Raw genomic sequence first — 21,964 nt, 5'->3', positions numbered from 1 at the left:
TTCACTGAAATTGTAAACGAATTCGTTTGTTCCACGAACGTATATTAACTTTTTAAAGGCTATTTTAATTTCAGTTTAACGCAATCAACGACGCATTTACAACGTTTTCGCTGTGGTGCGTCGTTGTACTTTTTGTACTTTAGCTAAAAAATTACCTATGTCTGAGCATTTTGTTAGCAATCCGTTGATCGACCGCTTACCGCAACATCTCAAACAATTTATTAAGCCACAGAATTACGACGACTACACGCCTATAAACCAAGCAGTTTGGCGCTACGTAATGCGTAAAAACGTGGATTACCTCTCGAAAGTTGCGCATCATTCGTATGTCGATGGATTAACGAAAACCGGTCTCAGTGTTGATGAAATTCCAAATATGTATGGGATGAATCGGATTCTGAAAGAAATCGGTTGGGCAGCCGTTGCTGTCGACGGTTTTATTCCGCCAAATGCTTTTATGGAATTTCAAGCGTACAACGTTTTGGTTATTGCTTCAGATATTCGACAATTAGAACACATCGAATATACTCCGGCACCCGATATCATTCACGAAGGCGCTGGTCATGCACCGATCATTGCAAATCCGGAATATGCTGAGTATTTGCGCCGATTTGGTGAAATTGGTTGTAAAGCCATTTCATCGCACAAGGATTACGAAATGTACGAGGCGATACGTTTGCTATCGATTTTGAAAGAAGCTGAAGATGCCTCGCCGGAAGATATCGCTGCCGCGGAAAAACGTGTCGATGAACTTCAAAACAATATGGGCGAACTTTCGGAAATGGCTCAAATTCGTAACTTACATTGGTGGACTGTGGAATATGGATTGATTGGCAGCTTAGACGATCCGAAGATTTACGGTGCGGGATTATTGTCGTCGATTGGCGAAAGTAGTTGGTGCATGACCGATGCCGTACAAAAGCTCCCCTACTCCATTGCCGCTGCACAGCAAAGTTTCGACATCACTAAACCACAACCTCAGCTTTTTGTAACACCTGATTTTGCACATTTGAGTTTAGTTTTAGAAGAATTTGCTAATAGCATGTCGCTTCGAACAGGTGGTTTAAGCGGTGTTAAAAAATTAGTAAGCAGCAAAGCCTTAGGAACTATTGAATTATCCACCGGACTTCAAGTTTCGGGCGTTTTCACTAATGTAATCTCTCACGAAGGCAAGCCAATTTATATTCAAACAACGGGTAAAACCGCTTTAGCATACCGCGAGAAAGAACTAGTAGGTCACGGAACCGAAACGCACAAAGACGGCTTTGGTAGTCCGATTGGAAAACTAAAAGGCATCAATTTAGCCATCGAAGATATGTCGCCACGGGATTTACGTGCCTACGACATTTACGAAGGCGAACGCGTGGAATTGGTTTTTGAAGGCGATTTAACTGTGGAAGGTGAAATCATCACAGGAAGCAGGAATTTACAAGGTGAAATCATAATAATTAGCTTCCGCGATTGTACAGTAAAGCACGGAGATACCGTATTGTTCCGTCCGGAATGGGGCGTTTACGATATGGCGGTGGGCAAGAAAATTGTTTCAGCATTCTCAGGACCAGCCGACGTACGTAGCTTCGATTTAATCACGCACGTTCCTTCTTCCACAACAATAAAAGCTAAAAAATCCGACGAGCGTTCGGCTTTAGAAGCACTGTATGCGGCAGTTCGCAAACATCGAAACGGCACTGAAACAGCTAGTTTGTCTGAGATTTTACAAACCTTAGAAACACGTTTTCCTGAAGATTGGCTTTTGGCAGTCGAAATTCTTGAATTAGCACATACAGACGAAGACGAAGCACTACAAAATGCTGCACTACAATTACTTAAAACTCGAAAGGAAAATCGCAAAGAAATTGCGCACTTGATCCAAAATGGTATTGAGTTGGCACAGCCGCAGCCGATATAGTTGACAAGTTATCTTTTACAAAAAATCTGATGCAAGCAGTTCTCCGCAATCACATCACAAACCGACTGGGAGCCGATGTTCCGAATTTGGAGAAAGTCCTAGCCGAATTTGAGCATCTTTCGTTGAAAAGAAACGTGCAACTCGTGGAACAAGGAAAGGTGTGTAATTATGTTTACTTTGTCGCAAAAGGGTGTTTACAAGTTTACGTTTACGATCGCGATTTTAACGAAACGACACGGGATATCGTTATTGAAGATCATTGGTGTTCGGAACTGTTAAGTTTTGGAACTGGAAATCCTGCAACCGAAAATATCCGAACTGTAGAAGCCTGCGAACTCTTTGCCATCAACCGACAGTCGTTTCAAAAAATGATGGAAACTATTCCGCAATTTGACAAGGTGTACAAACAGATCTTAGAAGCATCGTATGCCAATTCTGTTTATCGCATCAATACGTTTGTTTCGCTAACGGCTTTAGAGCGCATGCAGTGGCTCATGACGTACCGGCCAACACTTATGACTCGCCTGTCGAGTAAACTGCTCGCCTCCTATTTAGGAATCAATAAAGATGTTTTCAGCCGGTTGAAAGCCAAATTATAAAACATCGACTTTTGTCATCGTTAAACGAAAACAGAAACGAGAATTTTACTTCCTAATCAGATTTAAAATTCAACGTTATGACAGAGTATTTATTATTATTTCGCAACGCCAGCAATGAGAGTAGTTATTTGGCAACATCGCAAGATATGGCCGAAGACATGCCTAAATGGCAATCATGGATTGGTGCCATTGCCGCTCAGGGAAAATTAGTCCACACGGCTCCCATTCATTATGAAGCTCGGCTGGTAAATTCGGAAACAGTTGTGGATGGTCCGCACAAAGAAAGCAATAGCGTGCTAGTATCCGGCTATTTGATTTGTAAATCCGACAATTTGCAAGAAGTTGAAGCTTGGAGCCAAACCTGTCCGATCCTTAAATATCCCAAGAGTTCAGTGGAAATCCGTCCGCTAATTCCTTTTCCAACTAATTAATTTTGTTATGGATAAAATACTAAACATGGGAAGATACCTCTTCCCGCTCTCGTTCTTGCTTTATGCAGGATTGCACTTAGGAAAACCTGAAGTAGGAGCCGCTTTTGTACCCGATTATTTGCCCTTTCCGCTATTCTGGAACTACTTTACACTAGTATGCATTCTGCTTTTTATCGGAAGTGCAGTCCTCGGAAAGTACGATAAATTAGCTTATACGTTGATGGCAGTGTACGTTATCTTAATGGCTTTTTTAGTTCACTTACCGCGTGCTCTCGGTCAGGAACTTGAAATTGAGCGCATGACAGCCGACCTCGCTCGTGAGAAGGAGCTCGAAATGGTAAACTTTTTTAGAAATATCCTTGTAACGGGCGCATTAATGGGATTCGCGAAATTTGTTGCCAAAGACAATCGAATCGTTGGTTAAGTTGTAAATCGCATTTCATTAAAAAAACAAAGAGCGGACCAAAAATCCGCTCTTTTCATTCTGTTTGTATAAGGGAACTACTGTATTTAGAAAATATGCGTCTAATTCACGGGAACATCTGTAAAAGTTCCGTAAAGGCGTGTTAATCCACTATTTCCTGTTCGAAACGCCTCGTAAGTTCCCGTGATTTTATTATTGGTGTTTGAAGAAATAGTTACTGATCCGGACTCGGCTACAAAAAACGGATTTTCGCCGGTGTAAGTAAACATGTTTGCACCAGAACTCGACAAAGTGTACGCCGCTGCTGAACTTCCTGACAAATTAATTTCGAACAAGGTCGAACCATCCGCTTTCTTTGCAATGAGTGTATTAAATTGATTTGTAAATGTAGCGGAAGCAGCTTGGTTGATCATGCCATTCGGATCGTTTTCACGCCAAGTAAAACCAGACGCTTGATTGTTACCGCCTCCGTTGTTTGAACTGTCGTCGCCGCTACAAGAACTAGTTGTTATTAAAGTTGTTGACACGAAAAGGATAAAAAAAAATCTGTTCATAAGTTATAGTTTAAGTTTTAGGGATTAAATTTTCTATGATATTTTAGGGATTTTGAACGTCGAATGTTCCAGATATCACAATTTCTGTGGCAGGTGTTCCGCCAACGAATGTACCTGAAAAGCTTCCTTTCATTCGTTTATAATTTTGCATGATTTCGAGAGTCATTGTTCCCGAATTTGGAATATAAATTACATCTCCAACTTTGTATGTAATACTAGATGAATAGGCAATGTTTACGGCTTGCCCAATTGGAAACTGATTTGGAAAAATAGCCGAACTAAAACTCACACCATTTGCACCCGTAGCGACAAATGCTTGCGTACCTCCAGCGGAGACCTCTGCTAATACAATATCATTTGTCGCAAATTCAGCAGTTCCAATAGTTGCATTAAAGAAATTTGATGTTGGTGAAGGATTCGATAAGCTGTCGTCGTTGCTACTGCAAGCAGTAATTGAAAATACGACAGTGGTAACTAAAAATAAAAGTACTCTTTTCATGATGTTTGATTTTTTACATCACGAAGTTGTAAAACTATTAACTAGTAGACCATCCGAAGAAAATCGTATTTGATGATTGTTTTCAATCAGTGCGGAGTTCAAACAAAAAACAAGTAGGTTTCAAATCAAATTATTTCTTCTTGCTTTTTCAACGGCTTCTAGCTTGCTGTGCACACGTAATTTTCCGTAGATGTTTTCGATATGTTTACGAACGGTACTGGGCGACAAAAACAAATTTTCGGCTATATTGATGTAATTCAGACCTTTGCTGATTTGCTCCAAAACCTCGGTTTCACGAGCGCTTAACGCAATTTCTTCTCTTGATTCAAAACTGTCGACAACGGTCGGATTTCGGAGTAATTTCAACGTTTTAAAGGCAATTGATGGATGCATAGCAGCACCACCGTTACAAGTTTCCAGAATTTTCTTGTGCAACTCTTCCGGATCAATTTCCTTCAACAAATATCCGTCGGCACCGGCTTTAATTGCGTTAAAAATGTTTTCGTCGTTATCAAAAACAGTCAGCATAATGATTTTGATTTGTGGAAACCGTTGTTTAATGGCGTGAGCGGCTTCAATTCCGTCGGTTCCCGGCATTTCAATGTCCATTAAAATGACATCGATATTCGGATTATCGGCAACTTTCTTTACAATTTCTAGGCCATCTTTCGCGGTAAATTTTACTGTAAAATCTTCGAAAAATTGCAACTTCTCAACTGTCGATTTTACCAAAAATACATTGTCGTCGGCTATAGCGATACGTATCATAATAATTGAGTTTTGGGAAAGCGAACACATAGTTGCGTTCCGGGATTTTTGTTGGAAATTTCAAATGTGCCCAACAATTCTGTTGCACGTTTTTCCATGTTTAATAAGCCATTTCCGAGTGTAATTTCTTTCATATCAAAACCTCTACCATCGTCGGAAATACAAATTGTGAGCTGAGTTTCGTCTTGATAAACCGAAACTGCAATGGATTTTGCCTCGGCATATTTCAAACTATTATTTACTGCTTCCTGAATAATCCGATACAGATTCATTCCTTGGATGGCGGTAAAAGTTCGTGCGTTCAAATCTTCGTCGATCGAAAACGTAAATGCTACTTGCGACATTTCGCTGGCTTTTTCCACAAAATTCAAAATCCGCAATTTGAGTTGATCGAATGAGATATGGCTTTCGTTCATTGCCCAAATGGTGTCGCGCAATTCTACAATTGTACTTTTAGTGAAATCGGCCACCGACTTTAGCTTTCGCAGAATCTTATCGTCGCTGTTTTTAAATGCAAAACCGATGTTGTTTACAGAAGAAATGATAAATGTGAGTTGAGCGCCGATATTATCGTGCAAATCTCTGGAAATACTCTCGCGTTGTTCCTGAAGTCGCTTTTGAGTTTCTATCTGCTGCAATGCCGTTTGGAGTTCAAAACTTTGCAATTGTTGTCGGTTTTTTATCTTTTGCTGTCTATAAAATAAAAATCCGAGTGCAACAGAAAGTGCGGCAATTGTTCCTAAAGCAACTATTGTAATGTTTCGACGTTCTGTTTTAGCCTGCTGTGCCAACAATTCGCGTTCTTTCTTAGCGGTTTCGTATACGGTTTCTAATTCAAAACTGGCTTTGGTTTTCTCGTATTCAAATAAATGATCGCGTCCGGAAGCGTACTTTTCTGCGTAAAGCGACGCATTTTTATAATCGGCACTTTTTCGATAGGCTTTGGCAAGTATTTCATAAGCTCTAACAACTAATAAAAACTGTTCGGCTTCGGTGGCAACTTGCTCGGCACGCTTGGCCCAAAAAACGGCTTCGGTTAATTTGTTTTGTTTGTACAAGCAATTAGCAAAAGCGCAGCTAATGTTGGCAATTTCAAACGTATTCTCGAACTTCTGATGCAATATTATGCTGTTGCGGTAAGCTTTTTCTGCTTCTTCAAAAACGTGTAAACTATCGTAAACCACAGCAATATTCGACAGCGGATATGCCGTATACGTTTCATAACCAAGTTTTTGATAGCCCGCAAAAGCTTGTTTTGAGTATGAAAGCGATTCTTTATATCGATTAAAATTTATCAAGATCGATCCCATATTTCCTGCCGAAACGGTTTTGCCAAAATCATCGGTAGTTTTTTGATAAAGCAAATACGCTTTGTTGTAGTACTTCAAAGCTTTTGTATAGTCTTTCATTTCCTTATACACAATTCCAATATTGGTACAGGTCATCGCTACTTGCGGTGTGGCTGCTAAATCTTCAAAAATTTTTAATGCCGCAAAATAGTAACTCAGCGCTTGTCGGTATTTACCAGAAGTATCGTAAGCTACGCCTAAGTTGTTGTACGAGTCGGCTATTTCCTTCTTTCCACCAATGGCTTTTCGTGCTTCCAGCGATTTTTGATGATAAATTAATGCCGAATCGAGTTTTCCATGAAACTGAAAACCGTTGGCCAATACGTTATACGCTTCACCTTCAAAATTTTTGTCATTCACTTTCCGCGCGTACTCAACGGCAGCTCGTGCGTATTGAATGCTTTTATTATAGTCGGTTTGCGTGTATGCATCGCTTATTTTTACTAGGTTCTTGAAGCGTTCTTTGACCGTTCCGGTGTTTAACTTCCGCAACATACTATCGATCTGTTGATTTTGAGCGAAACTACAGAGCGCGACAAGACTGAAAAGCAGACTAAAAAATAGGCGCTTGTTCATGAGTTGGTTTGGTTGGTTAATCTCTGTAAGATACTAAATTTTAGGAAACAAACTATCGTATTGAAGTAGAAAACCCCCGACACAATAACTGACGCCGAGGGAAATCAAACAAACGCTACTACTACATTTTATTGTAACTCGGCTCTGAAGCTGCCTTCAGTAATAGAAACTTGGTTGGTGGCACCTGGTACGTTCTCTGGCGCTGTCGCAGAAAAAGTTCCGGATATCGAAGTTTCGGTAACTTCGGTTATTTCCACTGTTCCTGTTCCGCGTACCGACGTAAAAGTTTGAAAACTTGTTGGCGTATCGCCTAAAAGGAGATAGTTGATGTATCCGGCTGTTAAGTCGTTGTTACCCGATGTGTAGGTACCAACGCCGTTGTAATTGGCAATTTGAATTTGTATGGAATTTCCTGAACTCGCACTACTTTGAATCATAAGCATTCCTGCAACCGATACTGCTGTTGGGGAAACGAAACTGCGATAATTCTGCCCTTCGACTTTCGCTTTCAGATAAAAACCTGAGCTTGCACCTGAACCATTGTCGTCGTTGCTGCAAGAAAATAATCCGAACAGCATCACCAAAAAGAAAAATTTAGAAACTGATTTCATAACTTATAGAATTAGAATTTGAACTGAATCAAAATTCGTTTTCCCGTATTGGTGTTGCAATAAGGCAGTTGCCCTATTTTTTCCGTAAGTCACTTGTAAAATCAGATATGGAAATCGCTGAAAAAGTTGATAACAAAAACGATACATGCCCCTTTCGATAAGATTATAAGCGAGTAGCATTCTAAAAAATATAGCTCCCATTTTGCGTTGAACTGAGGTTGTTTCATTACAGCAAAAAATTGTCTTTTGCCTTCTGAATGGCTTCAAGTTTATTGTGAACTTGCAATTTGGTATAGATATTCTCGACGTGCTTTCGGATAGTACCTAAGCTAAGAAACAAGTTTTCGGCAATGACCTGATACTTCAAACCTTTGCTGAGCTGTTCCAAAACTTCGATTTCTCGCGGCGTAAGCGACACTTCTTCACGGCTTACTTGCGTATCTTCAAATGCTATCGGATTGCGAAATAACTTCAGCGTTTTAAGGGCAATAGAAGGTGTCATGGTGGCTCCGCCTTGCATGGTATCGCAAATACCTTGGTACAAATCTTCCGGATTCACTTCTTTCAATAAATAGCCGTCGGCGCCAGCTTTAATCGATTTAAAAATGTTCTCGTCGTTATCAAAAACAGTTAACATAATGATCTTAATCTGCGGAAACCTATTTTTTACCGCTTCAGTAGCTTGAATTCCGTTCATTACTGGCATCTCAATATCCATAAGAATCAAATCTACATGGCGATCTTTTTCTAATTTGGCGAGTAGTTCCACTCCGTTCTTCGCAGTGAATCTACAAGTTGTGTCTGGAAATAAGGCTAATTTCTCTGTTATTGCTTTTTGAAGAAAAATATTATCGTCGACAATGGCAAACCTAATCATAGCTATGTATTTAAAAGATTCTTATAAAGCCGGAATTGCACGCGTGTGCCGTTTTCCGATTGAGAAATAATTTGAAAACTTCCGCCAATTTCGTCGATTCGTTTTTCCATGTTGTGAAGTCCGGAACCGAAGTTTTGTACCTCTTGATTAAAACCAATTCCATTATCAGAAACGATAACTTTTATCGCCGCTTCATCGCTGCTTACTAGTACATTTACTTCCGCAGCTTTGGCGTGTTTGATCGCATTATTCACCGCTTCTTGAATAGTTCGGTACACATTCATCCCTACTACCGAACTCAGCTTTAGCGCTTTCAACTCATCGTCGACTTCAAAACCAAACGAAACGTCGCTTACATTAGATTGTGCTTTTTCGATAAAATTCAACAAGCGAATGCGTAGATCTTCAAATGTAATTTCATTGGAATTCATCGCCCAAATCGTGTCGCGAAGTTCGAGTATCGTCGATTTTGTAAAGCTGCTTATATCTTGCAATTTGGTGTCTAATGATATGTCTTTTATTTCAAAACTACTTCGAGTTGTATCCACGGAAGAGATGATAAAAGTAAGTTGTGCACCTATATTGTCGTGCAAATCACGTGAAATTTCCAAACGTTGTTCTTGGAGTTTATTTTGCGTTTCTACTACACTTAAGGCTTCTTTCAGTTGAAATTCTTTTTCTTTCTGAAGTACTTTCAAACGCTGTTGTTTGTAGAAAAGAAAGCCGATAATTGCCATTAAAACAGCTATCAAAAACAAGATAACGATTACGGCTGTTTTCCGATTCGAAGCCGCTTTACTTTCGGCTAACTGCAAGCGTTGTTTTGCAAGCGCATCTTCTTTTTTTCCGGTTTCGTAAAGAATATGATAGGCAGCGAGCGCATCTTCTTTACGTTCGTTAATCATTTCACGATACGAATTATCGTAGATCTCAGTCACCTCCAAAGCCTTTTTAAAATCGCCTTCAGCTTTGTGAATATCGATGAGAATTTGCAAAGACTTCGCGACATTAAACTTGTTGCTGCCCGATTGGAGTAAACTCATGCTACTATCAATATACTTTTTTGCTTGTGAAAGCTCTTTTTTATACAAAGCCACAACGGCCAAATTGCTGTATGAATCGGCTATTTGCTTCTGATTTCCGACTTGAAAATCCACTTTTAAACATTCCCTAAAGTAATGTGCAGCACTGTCTAACTTGCCGGTGTACAACATGCAATTAGCTTTGTTATCCAGAAAAGTAACTTTTATGTACGGAATGTCTTTTGCGAGTTGCAGGCCTTCGCGATCGAGAGCAAGCGCTTTGTCGAATTTTCCTTGCATGCCGTATGCATTTGCCAGATGATGTGTAGTGAAAAGATAACGTTCCAGCGGTTTTTTATCTTTTAAAACAGCTTTTGCTTTAAGTAGATATTTTTCGGCCGAAAGTAAATCTTCTTTCTGTAAATAAATTTGACCTAAAGTTCCGTAAACGCGGGCAATTCCTTGTGAAAAGCCCATTTTTTCATACTTTTTTAAGGCTTGAAAAACATAGCGAAACGCCATGGGATAATCGCCGCGACTTTTATGACAAATTGCCGTCCACATCAACCAGTCGGTTTGGAGTGTGTCGTTTTCAATTCGTTTCAGATTCTCTTTTGCATCTTCTAATTGTTTTAAGGCTTCAGAATATGATCCCTTTGTAGATTGGTGAATACCGTAGGCTACTGCGTACTTAAACGAATCGATTGCGGTACTTTTCGAGTTAAATTGCTTCTTGAGACGATCCAAAGCTTTGGCATTAGAATCGGCGCCCGCTCCACTGGTTTTCAGCATCTGGTCGTAATATTGTGCAATGGCGTTATTGCTTTTAGCACTAAGATTTGGGGAAGCAGCTCGTTGATTCTTACATGCTACTAGGACAAAAAGAAATAAAATCAAGTAATATTTTGGCATGCTTTACTGCGGGTTGGATTCCTCTAATTTAACAAAATTTGTTTTTAGGTTACTTTTCTTGGCAGTCGCCAATTTTTGAAACGAGTTCGTTTGTAAGTTCAAATCGCATTTGCTCGAGCGAAGTAGCAGCTGAAAAATACGATTGTTGAAACTGCTTTGCTAGATATACCTTAGTTTGCAATTGTTCGTTAAGCTGCTGCTGATGTTGCATTTGATCTTCGAGTAACTTCAAGGCTGTATTACTGGTTTCACAGCTATCCAAACGCTTTTGTTTCCAAAAACGAAAACCCAAAACTAAGCCGCAAACAAGTAAAAAGAGAATAGACCAAATCATAAAATCTTCAAATTTTCGTTACACGTCGAATGAAGCGCTGCCGCGTAGAGCAAACTTGCTAATGTTGTTGGAGTTTGTTAAAATTGTTTGGCTAAGTTCTGGATTTTAGTTGTTGCGATACATACGACGATTTTCGTATCTCATGTACGATTCCTAAATACATGCTTTACTTACTCTCAAAATCGCCGGTTTTGATTGCCACATGAAAAAGAGCGGAACCTTCCTCGGTTTGTTTATTTACCAGCAGCTGATTATTCGTTGTAATGGCTGCGCCTACTTCATTGGCATCGGAATTAATAAGATTTCCCAGATTTTGCGGCTCACTCCAATTTAGAAAAGTATCATCGAGTCGCTTTGAAACAAAAATGTCCATTCCGCCATATCCAGCAAATCCATTCGAAGCAAAAAGCAGCGTCTTATTGTCGGCACATAAGAATGGCGCAAGCTCGTCGGCAGCTGTATTGAGCTGTTTTCCCAGATTTTCTAGGTAAGTATAAGTTCCGTCGTCTTTTCTTCGGGCTAAATATAAATCGGAGCCGCCTTGTGTAAGATCGCTTTCCACTGCTACAATCACAATTTTTGCATCACTCGTAATTGTCGCGTCTGCAGATTCGCCGTAGTTGCTGTAAGCGGCGATACGAAGCTTTCCAAGATTTTGAAAACTACCATTTTTATACTGCATGAGGTTCCAACCTGTTTCACCCATACTCGCTTTATAAGCTGCACCGCCGTGTAGAAAGAGGTTCGCGTTGCCTCCTTGCAAATGGTTGTAAGTTGCGTTAAGGCTACACTCGTTTACTATCGTTGCGAGCGAGGGTTGTTCAAACGAGCTGCTAAAAACCACATTTTTTCCTGCTTGATCACGGGTAAAGAACAACTGCTTCCCATCTTCGGTGCAGGTGAACGAATCGCAGTTGTTTGCTAAAAGTTCCGGCTTGCTCAATAGTAAGTCGCTCGGAATGTTATTAATCTGGGCTTCAATCGGAATCTTGCTGTCTGAAATTCCGATGGCATCGATTTGTTTTTGCCCGGGAAGTATCGAGAAGTCGAATTTGATTCGAACGCTCTTGACGTTAGCAACCGGTTCGGTTAACAGCACACGGTGAATTCCTGGAAAACCGTCGACAGGTGGTGCGGGTTCTACTTTTCGACGTTTGCGGTTGAAATAGTAAGAGCGATCAGTCTTCAGATTACGCTTAAAAGGCTGATTACGCCAATCGGTGGTCCAGCGCCAAACTTCTTTGTATTTATTATCGGATCCAGCAACCGAAATTACTTTGACACAACCCGAATTTAGGTTTTCAAAAATGGCAATTTGCTGCACAGTCTGTTCTTTCTCAAACGCCACTTCAAGTACTTGTGCGCCGCTTAAAGCCGACTTAGGCATCCATGCTGTAGGAGAACTTTCGCATTGCGGAAACGCATTTGGCTTCCCTAAAATTTGCTTAATTCCGAACTGCTTTCCTCCTAAATCAGAACTGTAACTAACTACTTTAGATGCCCATTGCACTTGTTGTGCCTGCATCTGCATGGCAAGTAGTATCCAAAAAAACGTTCGTAGTTTCATAACTTTAATCATTAAAAAACCGGCAAACGAGAATACGTAAACCGGTTTCTATCGCAAAACTCAAGTAACTCTAATTGTTGACTTTAATTTTCTCCACTTTTTTTCCTTTGAAGGCAAAAATATACTCGCCATCGGCAGTGATATCAATACCATCACCGTATTGCGGACTTCCGCCTTTTCCTTTAGATTGTACCGAGCCTTTCGTTTCGCCGTTTGTCATATCAATTCCGTAGATGATGTTTTTATTATTGCGCTGATCGCGAAGGAAGTAGTTATCGCCAACCAGATAAAAATAATCAACACCTTTAATTTTCTCTGAGGCATAAGCACGTGTTCCGTCGGCTTTTCGGTAAGCGGCAAGTCCTTTTTCTGAAAGTACGACTACTTTATCGTCAAAATCAATTACATCAGTAGCTTTCCCGACCTTCGCATCGTTGTGCTTTACATCAAACAGTAGTTTTCCGGAAGGAATATCGTAGCTGTAAAATTCGTCGCCATCTCCAACAAAGACCGTTTTGTCTTCGTTTACGATAAAATCGGTAATGCGTTTATCGAAGCGTTCTGAACGCCAAGCTGTTTGCCCTGTTTTATCATCTATAGCCAATAATCCGTTTTTCTGATTTCTGTATTCCCAATAAATATAAGGTACCCAACTTTTCATCGATCCGCCGCCAAAACCGCCTAAGCCCCCACCGAGACCGCTGCTAACTTCTTCTAAACGCAATTCCTGAACTTGAACTTTTCCTCCAATTTGAAGAATAACGCGATCGCCCGCCTTATAAATGTTTGGCATAGAAAGCGCTCCCGTAATTTTCTCTGACGCCCAGATCAGTTTACCTGTATTTAAATCATGTTTTTCAACGTATTTTGTTCTATCACGATTTCCAAAAACAACTAAGTAAACAGCATCGTTAGTAAAAATAGGATCGGCTATAGTTCTGTAGATTTTCTTTCGGCTTCTGTTTCCAAGAAAACCACCCGAATTTCCTTTATCCATATCGTTTTCATAAATTACTTCCCATAATTTTTGGCCGTTATTGTAATCGTAAACGCGAATTCCGTCGAGATACATGAAAATTTTATCGTCTTTTATCCATAAATCAATTATTGCACGTCGGGTTACCAATTCTTTTTCTATGGTTCCAACAAAGGTTGCATCCCATAAAACCTCGCCATTTGCTGCATTGATTCGAACCATTTGGTTTTTGAAACCAGCGAGTAAAGCTCCTAGACCCGTAGGTTTGAAGTTTACCATGATGATCTCGTTTTTTTGTTTGTTGTACACATATTTACCTACTCCACCTTTAAAGCGATTCGTTTCCCAAATTTTCTCGCCCGTACTCGCATTTACCAAAATTACCGAGGCTTTTTGAGAGATGAGAAAGGCGTCGAGTTCATCGAGATATTTCACTGTGTCGAGTTCTCCTTGATCGGCTCCGTCTTCAGATTTGGTTCCTTTGGGAAGTAAATTTTGAAACTCCTCCGAACTCCACAACTCTTTTCCCGAATAGAGATCTAAAACGGCTACACGGTCGGTGCCCATTTTACGTTCGTCGAAAAGGAATAAGTAACCTCCGCCGCCGTTTTTCCATTGTACGTATTGATATTCTGATTTGTTGGTTTTGTTGGTAGTCATTTTCTTATAATCGCCGCTCCAGATTGGTTTTCCGTCTTTGTCTAGTGCCGACGCTGAATTATCATCGGTTCCAAGAATAATATCTCCATTAGAACTCGACACGGCTAAACGTGTTGCTTTGTTATCGAATGTGCCTTCCCAAACGGTTGCAAATTGTCCGGATTTTTTTCCAGCTCCTCCTCTGCTTTTTGGTGATTTTGTAGTTTGTGCTTGCCCTGAAATTGTGCAGATGAGGGCAATGCAAGCAAAAATAGTGTTTGTAGTTTTCATAAGTATGTGGTTTGGTTGGTAAGAATTTAGCTGAACTCGGCACGATATCGCACTTTGTAACGTTGTTGCTTTTGGAGTTTGAAGAAGAATTTCTGATCAATTAGATACGATGAAATAAAATTGATGAACAACGGGTTTTTAATATCTGAATCAACTTTAAAGCAGGTTGATACTTTTCCATTCCCCACAATTGATAAATCATAAACGATATATCCTTTAACTTCGGGAAACTTCTTATTCTTCAACTTCATAAATTTTTCAGAACTAAATAAATCAGATACCTCAGCGCTAACGGCTTCTTGAACTTCCTCTTCTGAAGTGAGTAGTTTTCGATTTTGCGCTTGAATTGGGAGTTGCAATAGAGAAATCGCAAAAAATAGATAGATTACTTTCATAACGAATGATTTGTTTGGTAAAATTCTCCTTTGACTGGTTGTGAATCAATACGTAATTTGCCTTATTCTGCTGTGCTTTTTCTCTTTCAGAAATGGCAAAAAAAATCGCTCACTAGGAGCGATTTGTGAAAAAGTCTGTTGTCTTTAGAAAGTCCCACGGAATCGACCTTCGGTTACAACTCTTTGCTGACTACAGTTGTCGTCATTCTTTCCAGTAAATGAAAAAGTTCCTTCAATCTTTGTATCGTTGATGGTCGTGACGGTTATGGTTCCCGTTGCATCCGCACAAACATTAGTACTAAAAGCGCTAAAAGAAGCTCCTTCAACATACGAAAGCGAATTATCGCTATTTGGACCTACTTGGTAAGTACCCGGTGCTGTTACACCAAACAATGATATGGCAAGTGTTTTCGTGTCGGTAGCTGTTGCACTTACCATAGACGTTGCAGTTACTTGAATCAGATCGGCTGAGCGAATCGCAGTTGAAGCAGCAACTCCTCCTGCTGAGAAAGTGGTGAATGTTTGCCCATCGACTTTCGCACTGATGTACGTATCTAAATTACTTCCACCGCCCGACCCGCCGTCGTCTGAACTACATGAGGTTGCAATTAAAGTAGCCGCAGTTAAAACGGCCGCAAATGTCATTTTAATTTTCTTCATAATTACGTTGATTTAAGTTGTTAGTGATTATGAAGCAAAAATGCATAGCAGCACCTTCTAAAGAAATACGTATAAAGCCGTATTTATTTGATTAAGACCGAACCCATTTTCGAAGTTTACTGCAAATTTCTAGCGAAAAAAAGGGGTAGATGTTTAGATAAGCTTAAAGCTGAAGAAAGGGATATTTAGATATTAAATCTGTTTTTATGGCAGCTAATTTATCGAAATGCAAATCGATTTTACTCTGTGGACTGTGCGCTTCGAAACTTCTTAAATTTCGAACCGCTTTACAAATTTGTATAGTTTCCGTGTTAAAGAACGAAGCCTCGAATTTTTCCCAAATATAATCGACCGCCATTTGGTTGGGATGAATTAAATCACTTTCGTAGAACCGATAGTCGCGCAATTCATCGATCATGATTTCGTAGGATGGAAAATAAAAAACAGCGTCTGTGCAAAGTAGTTTTTCTATGGTAAGTAACAATTGTGCTTTACTGCGTTGGTTTTCGATGAGACCGTCGCGGGTATGACGAACGGGCGAAACCGTTAAAACGATTTTTATCTTCGGATTGTATTGGCGAAGCAAATCGAAACTCGCTTGCAAGTCGTTCGTTATCTCATCGACGGTAAGCAGTACTTTTTCAAACTGATTTGCCGGCACTTTCTGACAATTAGCCACAAAATCGCCCGTATGCAAATACCGATAAACAAATGCCGTTCCTAAGGTTAAAAACAAAACATCCGCTTCGAGCAAAGCTGTTCTCAGCTTTTGGCTTGCGTCGTCTAAACGTTTTTGCAAGGCTGCTGTGGTCGATCCGAATATCTCAGAATGTGCGTCGAGACTAAAAAAGTGGTCGTCTCGATTTATGATATGCTTTTGCGGCAACGATTTTTCTAAAAGTGCGCTAGAGATAAGATTTGCACAGGCAATTGGTGAAAAAAGTACACCAAACGGATTGTACACTTGGTTGAAACCGAAATAGGAAAACTTATTCGAAATATGTGTCGCGAAGCACGAACCCAAAAACAATTGCTTTTGACGATGATTAACGTCGAAATTGTATTTGGGAACGTTAACTTCGGTTACCCATTTCATGATTAGAATTGCGCTTTAAACGCCTCTATAGCTTGTTGAATTCCATCTGGATTTTTCCCTCCCGCTGTCGCGAAAAACGGTTGTCCGCCGCCGCCACCTTGGATGTACTTTCCTAATTCGCGCACCATAGTCGAAGCATTTAATTGCTTTTCGGCTACGAGTTCTTTAGATAGATAAATCGACAAGCCTGGCTTTCCGTCGGTGTTGGTTGCGAGCAAAATTGCTGCATGATTGTGGTTGGCGCCAATGGCAAATGCTACATCCTTGGCTTGGTTGGCATCGGCGTCTATTTCGAACGCAAATACTTCGATACCGTTTTGAAGCGAACCTTGTGTACTCAGTTGTGTTGCTAATGCTTCGAACTTCGCTTTATTGAGTTTTTCAAGTTGCTCTTGCGCCTTTTGCAAATCTTCTTGCAATTGCTTGATTGATTTTTGAATGTCTTGTGGATTTTTCAAAATCGATTTGATTTCCTTCAATTCGCTTTCTTGCTCTGCAAAATAATTTGCAACGGCTTCGCCGGTTATGGCCTCAATTCGGCGAATTCCGGCCGCTACTGCCGATTCGCTGCTGATTTTGAAATGCCAAATAGCGGAAGTGGATGGCACGTGAATACCGCCACACAATTCAACGCTATCGCCAAATTTAATCGCGCGGACTTTATCGCCGTATTTTTCACCGAATAAAGCCATAGCGCCTTCAGCTACCGCGTCGGCAAAGGCAATTGCACGGCGTTCTACCAAGGGTAAATTTTCGTTAATACGCGCATTAACAAACGATTCTACCTGTTGTAATTCTTCGGCGGTTACTTTTGAAAAGTGCGAAAAGTCGAAACGCAAATAACCCGGCGCTACCAACGAACCTTTCTGCTCGACGTGTGTACCTAAAATATGGCGTAAGGCTTGGTGCAATAAGTGCGTAGCCGAGTGGTTTGCCGAAATATGTTTGCGCCAAACGGCATCTACTGTTGCCTGAACGCGGGCAGTTAATTGCTCGGGAAGTTTGGCAACGATGTGCATGATTAAATTGTTCTCTTTCTTTGTGTCGAGAACTTCGATTACTTCATTTCCGAAGGTAAGCGTTCCGCGATCGCCTAATTGGCCTCCACCTTCTGGGTAAAATGACGTACTTTCTAAGACCAATTGATAACGAATTCCGTCTTTTTTGGAATCGATTTTACGGTAGCGAACCAAAGTAGTTTCGTTGGTAAGCGAATCGTAGCCTACAAACGGATTATCGAGTTCGCGATCGTTTACTTGCACCCAATCGGCGGTGGTAACTTCGCCTGCGGCACGCGAACGTGTTTTTTGTTCCAACATGGCGGCTTCGAAACCGGCTTCGTCGAGTTTGAGGTTGCGTTCACGAAGAATTAGTGCTGTTAAATCGATTGGAAAACCGAATGTATCGTACAGTTCAAAGGCTTTTTGTCCGCTTACTGTATCGCCTTTAGTTTGTGCAATAACCTGGTCGAGCAATTGCAAACCTTGGTCGAGTGTGCGTAAAAAGGCTTGTTCTTCTTCGCGGATTACGTTGGTAACCAATTGTTGTTGTGCAACGATTTCGGGAAACGACTCGCCCATTTGCGCGGCTAAAGTAGCCACTAACTCGCATACAAAAGGTTTTTTCGCATCGAGAAAGGTAAATCCGTAGCGAACGGCGCGACGCAAAATGCGACGAATCACGTAACCTGCTCCGGTGTTTGACGGTAACTGACCGTCGGCGATGGCAAAAGCAACTGCACGAACGTGATCGGCGATTACGCGAATGGCGATATTGATTTTTTCTTGCTCGACATTCGGATTGTTTTTTGTGTACGAAGCGCCCGTAATTGTTTCAACTTTTTGAATCAATGGTGTAAAAACGTCGGTGTCGTAGTTGGATTTTACGCCTTGCATTGCCATAGACAAACGTTCGAAGCCCATACCGGTATCGACGTGCTTTTCGGGAAGTTTCTCCAAAGAACCGTCGGCTTTACGGTTAAATTCCATGAAAACGAGGTTCCAAATTTCGACAACGTGCGGATGATCGGCGTTAACGAGTTCGCGTCCGGGTATTTGTGCACGCTCTTCGGCAGAACGCAAATCGACGTGAATTTCGGAGCACGGACCACAAGGACCTTGATCGCCCATTTCCCAGAAATTATCTTTTTTGTTTCCGAGAATAATTCGGTCTTCAGCTACGTATCGTTTCCATAGATCGAAGGCTTCCTGATCGAAAGGTACGTTTTCGGCTGCATTGCCTTCGAATACCGATACATATAAAAGTGATTTATCGAGTTTAAGTTCTTCGGTTAAGAATTCCCATGCCCAATCGATGGCGTCTTTTTTAAAGTAATCGCCAAACGACCAGTTTCCGAGCATTTCGAACATGGTGTGGTGATAGGTATCGATACCTACTTCTTCGAGATCGTTGTGTTTTCCGGAAACGCGAAGGCATTTTTGGGTATCGGCGATTCGTTTTGAAGGAGGCGTTCCGTTGCCGAGGAAGAATTCTTTGAACTGTGCCATCCCCGAGTTGTTGAACATCAGCGTTGGATCGTCTTTAAGAACGATTGGTGCTGAGGGAACAATCAGGTGTTGTTTGGACTGAAAGAAGTTAAGAAACTTTTTACGGATGAGTTCGGATTTCATAATCGACATTGGGTTAGTATCGTATTTTGGGTCTGACAGCCCTGCCCCGGATGGCACGGAAAGCCTGAACGTGCAGTGGCGTGTGCGTGTGGGCGGCGAGCGGCGACCGAAGGAAGCCCGCACGCTGCACTACACAAACCGCCGATGCAGGTTTAGCTTGCAGTAACAGCCGGAAATGGCAGCCAAAACAAAGTTTTAAAAAATTGACTGCAAAAGTAAAATTTTTACAGACTTAATGAGATTTAAAAATACGTTTTCGCAGCATGACAGAAAGTCGAATTTTGCTACCTTGGCAGATGAAATTCATTTTTGGTATGCAAATTGATTTAGTTCCGGGGAAATTGTATTACTCGATTGGCGAAGTAGCGAAGGCATTTGACGTAAACGCTTCATTGATACGTTTTTGGGATAAAGAATTTGAAATTCTGAAACCTAAGAAGAATGCGAAAGGCAATAGGATGTTTACGCCAGACGACGTTAAAAATTTACAATTGATTTATCATTTAGTGAAAGAGCGCGGTTTTACGTTGGAAGGAGCGAAAACGCATTTGAAGGAAGGGAAGAAAAAATCGCTCGACACATTTGAAATTATTGCAAAGCTTGAAACAATTAAACAACAATTGATACAAATTAAACAACAATTATAAACAAACATCATGAGAAAGTTCATACCGATTGCGGTTATTGTAGGGATTATTTTAATAGGAATTTTTTGGGTTGTAGGCATGCAAAACACTGCCTTAGGCTACGACCAAGCCGTTAAGAAAGAATGGGGAAATGTGGAAACGGCGTATCAGCGCAGAAACGACTTGATTGGCAATTTGGTGAATACCGTTAAAGGTGCAGCCGACTTTGAGAAATCGACTTTAACAGCGGTTATTGAGGCGCGTGCGAAAGCTACTTCGGTAACGATCGACCCGAGCAACGTAACACCGGAGCAATTGCAAGCTTTTAACGCTGCACAAAGCGGTGTTAGCAGCAGTTTATCGCGATTATTGGTGAGTGTGGAGCAGTATCCGACTTTGAAAGCCAACGAAAATTTCTTGAAATTACAAGATGAATTGGCTAGTACCGAGAACCAGATTTTAACGGCGCGCACGCGTTTTAACGAGCAGGCACAGATTTACAACGGCTATGTGTTGAAAATTCCACAGAAATGGTTTTTGAGCGGTTATGCAGAAAAACCGTATTTCAAATCGGTTGAAGGTGCTGACAAGCCTGTAGAAGTTAAATTTTAATCGGATGTCGGCCGTAGAAAGTTTTTTAACGTCTGCTGAGGAATCGGCAATAGTAGCTGCTATTGCTTCGGCGGAACGCGCTACTTCGGGTGAAATACGTTTGCACATCGAGCGTTTGTGTTCGGGCGACCCATTGGAGCGTGCGAAACAAGTTTTTGAATTGCTGGAAATGCATAAAACCGAGCAAAAGAACGGCGTGCTTTTTTACTTGGCGGTCGACGATCATAAATTTGCTATTTGCGGGGACCGTGGTATTGATGCCGTGGTTCCCGCTGATTTTTGGAACTCGACCAAAGATTTGCTGGCATCGCATTTTAAGCGTGCTGAATTTGCAGCCGGCTTGATTGCGGGAATTGAGCTTGCTGGCGAGCAACTGAAAAAATATTTTCCGTACGCGAAAGACGATCAAAACGAATTATCTAACGAAATATCGAAAGGCTAATGCGGCAACGTATCCTACTTTTCTTGTGGCTTTTACTTGCCGGAACGGCTTTTGGGCAACTAAAAATTCCGGAAATTCCGAACCCACCGCGTTTGGTGAACGATTATGCCAACTTGCTTTCGGCTAACGACAAAGCGATGTTGGAACAAAAGTTGGTTAATTACGCGGATAGTACGTCGACACAAATAGCGGTGGTTATTATAGAATCGCTTCAAGGCGAAGATATTGGTTTACTGACGCCGCGCTGGGGACAAGAATGGGGAATTGGCGGAACAAAAGACAAAGACAACGGCGTTTTGATGCTGCTGGCGGTGAAAGAACGCAAAATATGGATATCGGCTGGTTACGGAGTAGAAGACGTACTTACCGCTGGAGTTGGCGGTACGATAACCCGAAACGACATTATTCCTTACTTCAAAAAAGGAGATTATGTAGGCGGTCTGAATGCGGGCGTTGATGCTATGATTAAGCTTTTTGCTGGCAAGTACGATGCGGAACCGAAGAAAAAATCGGGTGGTTTTCCGTTGCCTTTATTGTTTGTGATTGTGGTTATCGTATTGGTATTGATCAGCAAATTTGGCAAAGGCGGTGGTGGCAGAGGAAACGGCAATCATCGGGGTGGCGGTTTTGATTTAGCGGATATCATCATATTAAGCAGTTTAGGCAGAAGCGGCGGAGGCGGAAGTTTCGGTGGCGGAGGCGGCTTTGGTGGTGGCGGCGGCGGCTTTGGTGGCTTTGGCGGCGGTGGTTTCTCTGGCGGCGGAAGTGGCGGAAGTTGGTAGTGGGAGGTTAGAAGTTAGAGGTTAGTTCCGATAGCTATCGGAATAGAAGCTAGACTCGATGAATTGACCACTTTACGTATCTTTTAGGGGAAGCTAGTCCCGATGGCTATCGGGATAGAAGTTAGTTCCGATAGCTATCAGAATCGCAACGTTTACCACTTTACGTATCAATGGAGTATTAAGATAGGAGTATTAAGTATTAAGATTTCGATGAGTTTACCATTTGACGTACCGTGTTGGGGGAAACTAGTCCCGATGGCTATCGGGATAGACTCGATGAATTTACCACTTCACGTATCAATGGAGTATTAAGATTGGAGTATTAAGTATTAAGACTTCGATGAATTTACCACTTCACGTATCGTTTTTCCACCCCAAACCCG

General features: G+C 41.3%; 23 protein-coding genes. 9 read left to right on the top strand and 14 right to left on the bottom strand.

Translation table 11 applies throughout. The features are described from left to right. Positions 1 to 157: 157 nt before the first annotated feature. The 4 genes from Q0064_RS10830 to Q0064_RS10815 all read left to right on the top strand — a co-directional run bounded on the left by Q0064_RS10830 (position 158) and on the right by Q0064_RS10815 (position 3,363). Positions 158 to 1,909 (top strand): aromatic amino acid hydroxylase, encoded by a 1,752-nt coding sequence (locus Q0064_RS10830; protein WP_298148266.1) that lies wholly within the window; start codon positions 158 to 160, stop codon positions 1,907 to 1,909. A gap of 29 nt (positions 1,910 to 1,938) precedes the next feature. Next, positions 1,939 to 2,508 (top strand): cyclic nucleotide-binding domain-containing protein, encoded by a 570-nt coding sequence (locus tag Q0064_RS10825; RefSeq protein ID WP_298148265.1) that lies wholly within the window; start codon positions 1,939 to 1,941, stop codon positions 2,506 to 2,508. Between the two features lie 77 nt (positions 2,509 to 2,585). Further along, complete coding sequence (locus tag Q0064_RS10820; protein ID WP_298148263.1) at positions 2,586 to 2,939, top strand: YciI family protein; 354 nt, start codon at positions 2,586 to 2,588, stop codon at positions 2,937 to 2,939. A 7-nt stretch (positions 2,940 to 2,946) separates the two neighbouring features. Then, positions 2,947 to 3,363, top strand: a complete 417-nt coding sequence (locus Q0064_RS10815; RefSeq protein WP_298148261.1) for a hypothetical protein — start codon at positions 2,947 to 2,949, stop codon at positions 3,361 to 3,363. A 101-nt stretch (positions 3,364 to 3,464) separates the two neighbouring features. Here the strand turns inward: Q0064_RS10815 and Q0064_RS10810 are convergent, their stop codons facing one another. The 14 genes from Q0064_RS10810 to alaS all read right to left on the bottom strand — a co-directional run bounded on the left by Q0064_RS10810 (position 3,465) and on the right by alaS (position 19,119). Beyond that, the gene (locus Q0064_RS10810) at positions 3,465 to 3,917 is read right to left on the bottom strand and encodes a hypothetical protein (RefSeq protein ID WP_298148259.1); all 453 of its coding nucleotides are present in this window, start codon (positions 3,915 to 3,917) and stop codon (positions 3,465 to 3,467) included. Between the two features lie 43 nt (positions 3,918 to 3,960). Then, a complete protein-coding gene (locus Q0064_RS10805; RefSeq protein WP_298148257.1) occupies positions 3,961 to 4,416 on the bottom strand; it encodes a hypothetical protein in 456 nt (151 codons plus the stop codon). A gap of 120 nt (positions 4,417 to 4,536) precedes the next feature. After that, complete coding sequence (locus Q0064_RS10800) at positions 4,537 to 5,187, bottom strand: response regulator transcription factor (protein ID WP_298148306.1); 651 nt, start codon at positions 5,185 to 5,187, stop codon at positions 4,537 to 4,539. Then, positions 5,181 to 7,028, bottom strand: a complete 1,848-nt coding sequence (locus Q0064_RS10795; protein WP_298148255.1) for a sensor histidine kinase — start codon at positions 7,026 to 7,028, stop codon at positions 5,181 to 5,183. Before Q0064_RS10795 ends, Q0064_RS10800 begins: the two co-directional genes overlap by 7 nt. Positions 7,029 to 7,237: 209 nt before the next feature. Beyond that, positions 7,238 to 7,720, bottom strand: coding sequence for a DUF6252 family protein (locus Q0064_RS10790; RefSeq protein WP_298148253.1), 483 nt, complete (start codon positions 7,718 to 7,720; stop codon positions 7,238 to 7,240). Positions 7,721 to 7,946: 226 nt separating this feature from the next. Further along, a complete protein-coding gene (locus tag Q0064_RS10785; protein ID WP_298148251.1) occupies positions 7,947 to 8,597 on the bottom strand; it encodes a response regulator transcription factor in 651 nt (216 codons plus the stop codon). Positions 8,598 to 8,599: 2 nt separating this feature from the next. Then, positions 8,600 to 10,531, bottom strand: a complete 1,932-nt coding sequence (locus tag Q0064_RS10780) for a tetratricopeptide repeat protein (RefSeq protein WP_298148249.1) — start codon at positions 10,529 to 10,531, stop codon at positions 8,600 to 8,602. A 49-nt stretch (positions 10,532 to 10,580) separates the two neighbouring features. Next, positions 10,581 to 10,865 (bottom strand): hypothetical protein, encoded by a 285-nt coding sequence (locus Q0064_RS10775; RefSeq protein WP_298148247.1) that lies wholly within the window; start codon positions 10,863 to 10,865, stop codon positions 10,581 to 10,583. A 166-nt stretch (positions 10,866 to 11,031) separates the two neighbouring features. Beyond that, positions 11,032 to 12,432 (bottom strand): hypothetical protein, encoded by a 1,401-nt coding sequence (locus Q0064_RS10770; protein WP_298148245.1) that lies wholly within the window; start codon positions 12,430 to 12,432, stop codon positions 11,032 to 11,034. A 70-nt stretch (positions 12,433 to 12,502) separates the two neighbouring features. Then, entirely contained in the window at positions 12,503 to 14,338 is a 1,836-nt protein-coding gene (locus Q0064_RS10765; RefSeq protein ID WP_298148243.1) for a PQQ-binding-like beta-propeller repeat protein, read from the bottom strand. Between the two features lie 26 nt (positions 14,339 to 14,364). Further along, the gene (locus Q0064_RS10760) at positions 14,365 to 14,733 is read right to left on the bottom strand and encodes a hypothetical protein (protein WP_298148241.1); all 369 of its coding nucleotides are present in this window, start codon (positions 14,731 to 14,733) and stop codon (positions 14,365 to 14,367) included. Positions 14,734 to 14,877: 144 nt separating this feature from the next. After that, positions 14,878 to 15,393, bottom strand: coding sequence for a DUF6252 family protein (locus Q0064_RS10755; protein WP_298148239.1), 516 nt, complete (start codon positions 15,391 to 15,393; stop codon positions 14,878 to 14,880). A 163-nt stretch (positions 15,394 to 15,556) separates the two neighbouring features. After that, a complete protein-coding gene (locus Q0064_RS10750) occupies positions 15,557 to 16,489 on the bottom strand; it encodes a GSCFA domain-containing protein (protein WP_298148237.1) in 933 nt (310 codons plus the stop codon). Between the two features lie 2 nt (positions 16,490 to 16,491). Then, on the bottom strand, positions 16,492 to 19,119 hold the full coding sequence (gene alaS, locus Q0064_RS10745) for an alanine--tRNA ligase (protein WP_298148305.1): 2,628 nt from the start codon (positions 19,117 to 19,119) through the stop codon (positions 16,492 to 16,494). A gap of 314 nt (positions 19,120 to 19,433) precedes the next feature. Between alaS and Q0064_RS10740 the strand changes: the two genes are divergently transcribed. From Q0064_RS10740 to Q0064_RS10720, 5 genes are all read left to right on the top strand, one after another. Next, the gene (locus Q0064_RS10740) at positions 19,434 to 19,766 is read left to right on the top strand and encodes a MerR family transcriptional regulator (RefSeq protein ID WP_094486482.1); all 333 of its coding nucleotides are present in this window, start codon (positions 19,434 to 19,436) and stop codon (positions 19,764 to 19,766) included. 9 nt (positions 19,767 to 19,775) lie between these two features. After that, the gene (locus tag Q0064_RS10735; protein ID WP_298148236.1) at positions 19,776 to 20,357 is read left to right on the top strand and encodes a LemA family protein; all 582 of its coding nucleotides are present in this window, start codon (positions 19,776 to 19,778) and stop codon (positions 20,355 to 20,357) included. Between the two features lie 4 nt (positions 20,358 to 20,361). After that, complete coding sequence (locus Q0064_RS10730; protein WP_298148234.1) at positions 20,362 to 20,799, top strand: TPM domain-containing protein; 438 nt, start codon at positions 20,362 to 20,364, stop codon at positions 20,797 to 20,799. Continuing rightward, on the top strand, positions 20,799 to 21,581 hold the full coding sequence (locus Q0064_RS10725) for a TPM domain-containing protein (RefSeq protein WP_298148232.1): 783 nt from the start codon (positions 20,799 to 20,801) through the stop codon (positions 21,579 to 21,581). Before Q0064_RS10730 ends, Q0064_RS10725 begins: the two co-directional genes overlap by 1 nt. 102 nt (positions 21,582 to 21,683) lie before the next feature. Continuing rightward, positions 21,684 to 21,893, top strand: coding sequence for a hypothetical protein (locus Q0064_RS10720; protein ID WP_298148230.1), 210 nt, complete (start codon positions 21,684 to 21,686; stop codon positions 21,891 to 21,893). Positions 21,894 to 21,964 lie beyond the last annotated feature (71 nt).

It is taken from the genome of Flavobacterium sp., from assembly GCF_027490375.1.
Classification (GTDB): Bacteria; Bacteroidota; Bacteroidia; order Flavobacteriales; family Flavobacteriaceae; genus Flavobacterium.
The sequence above is the reverse complement of the archived record's forward strand: the minus strand, read 5'-3'. Positions and strand labels throughout refer to the sequence as shown.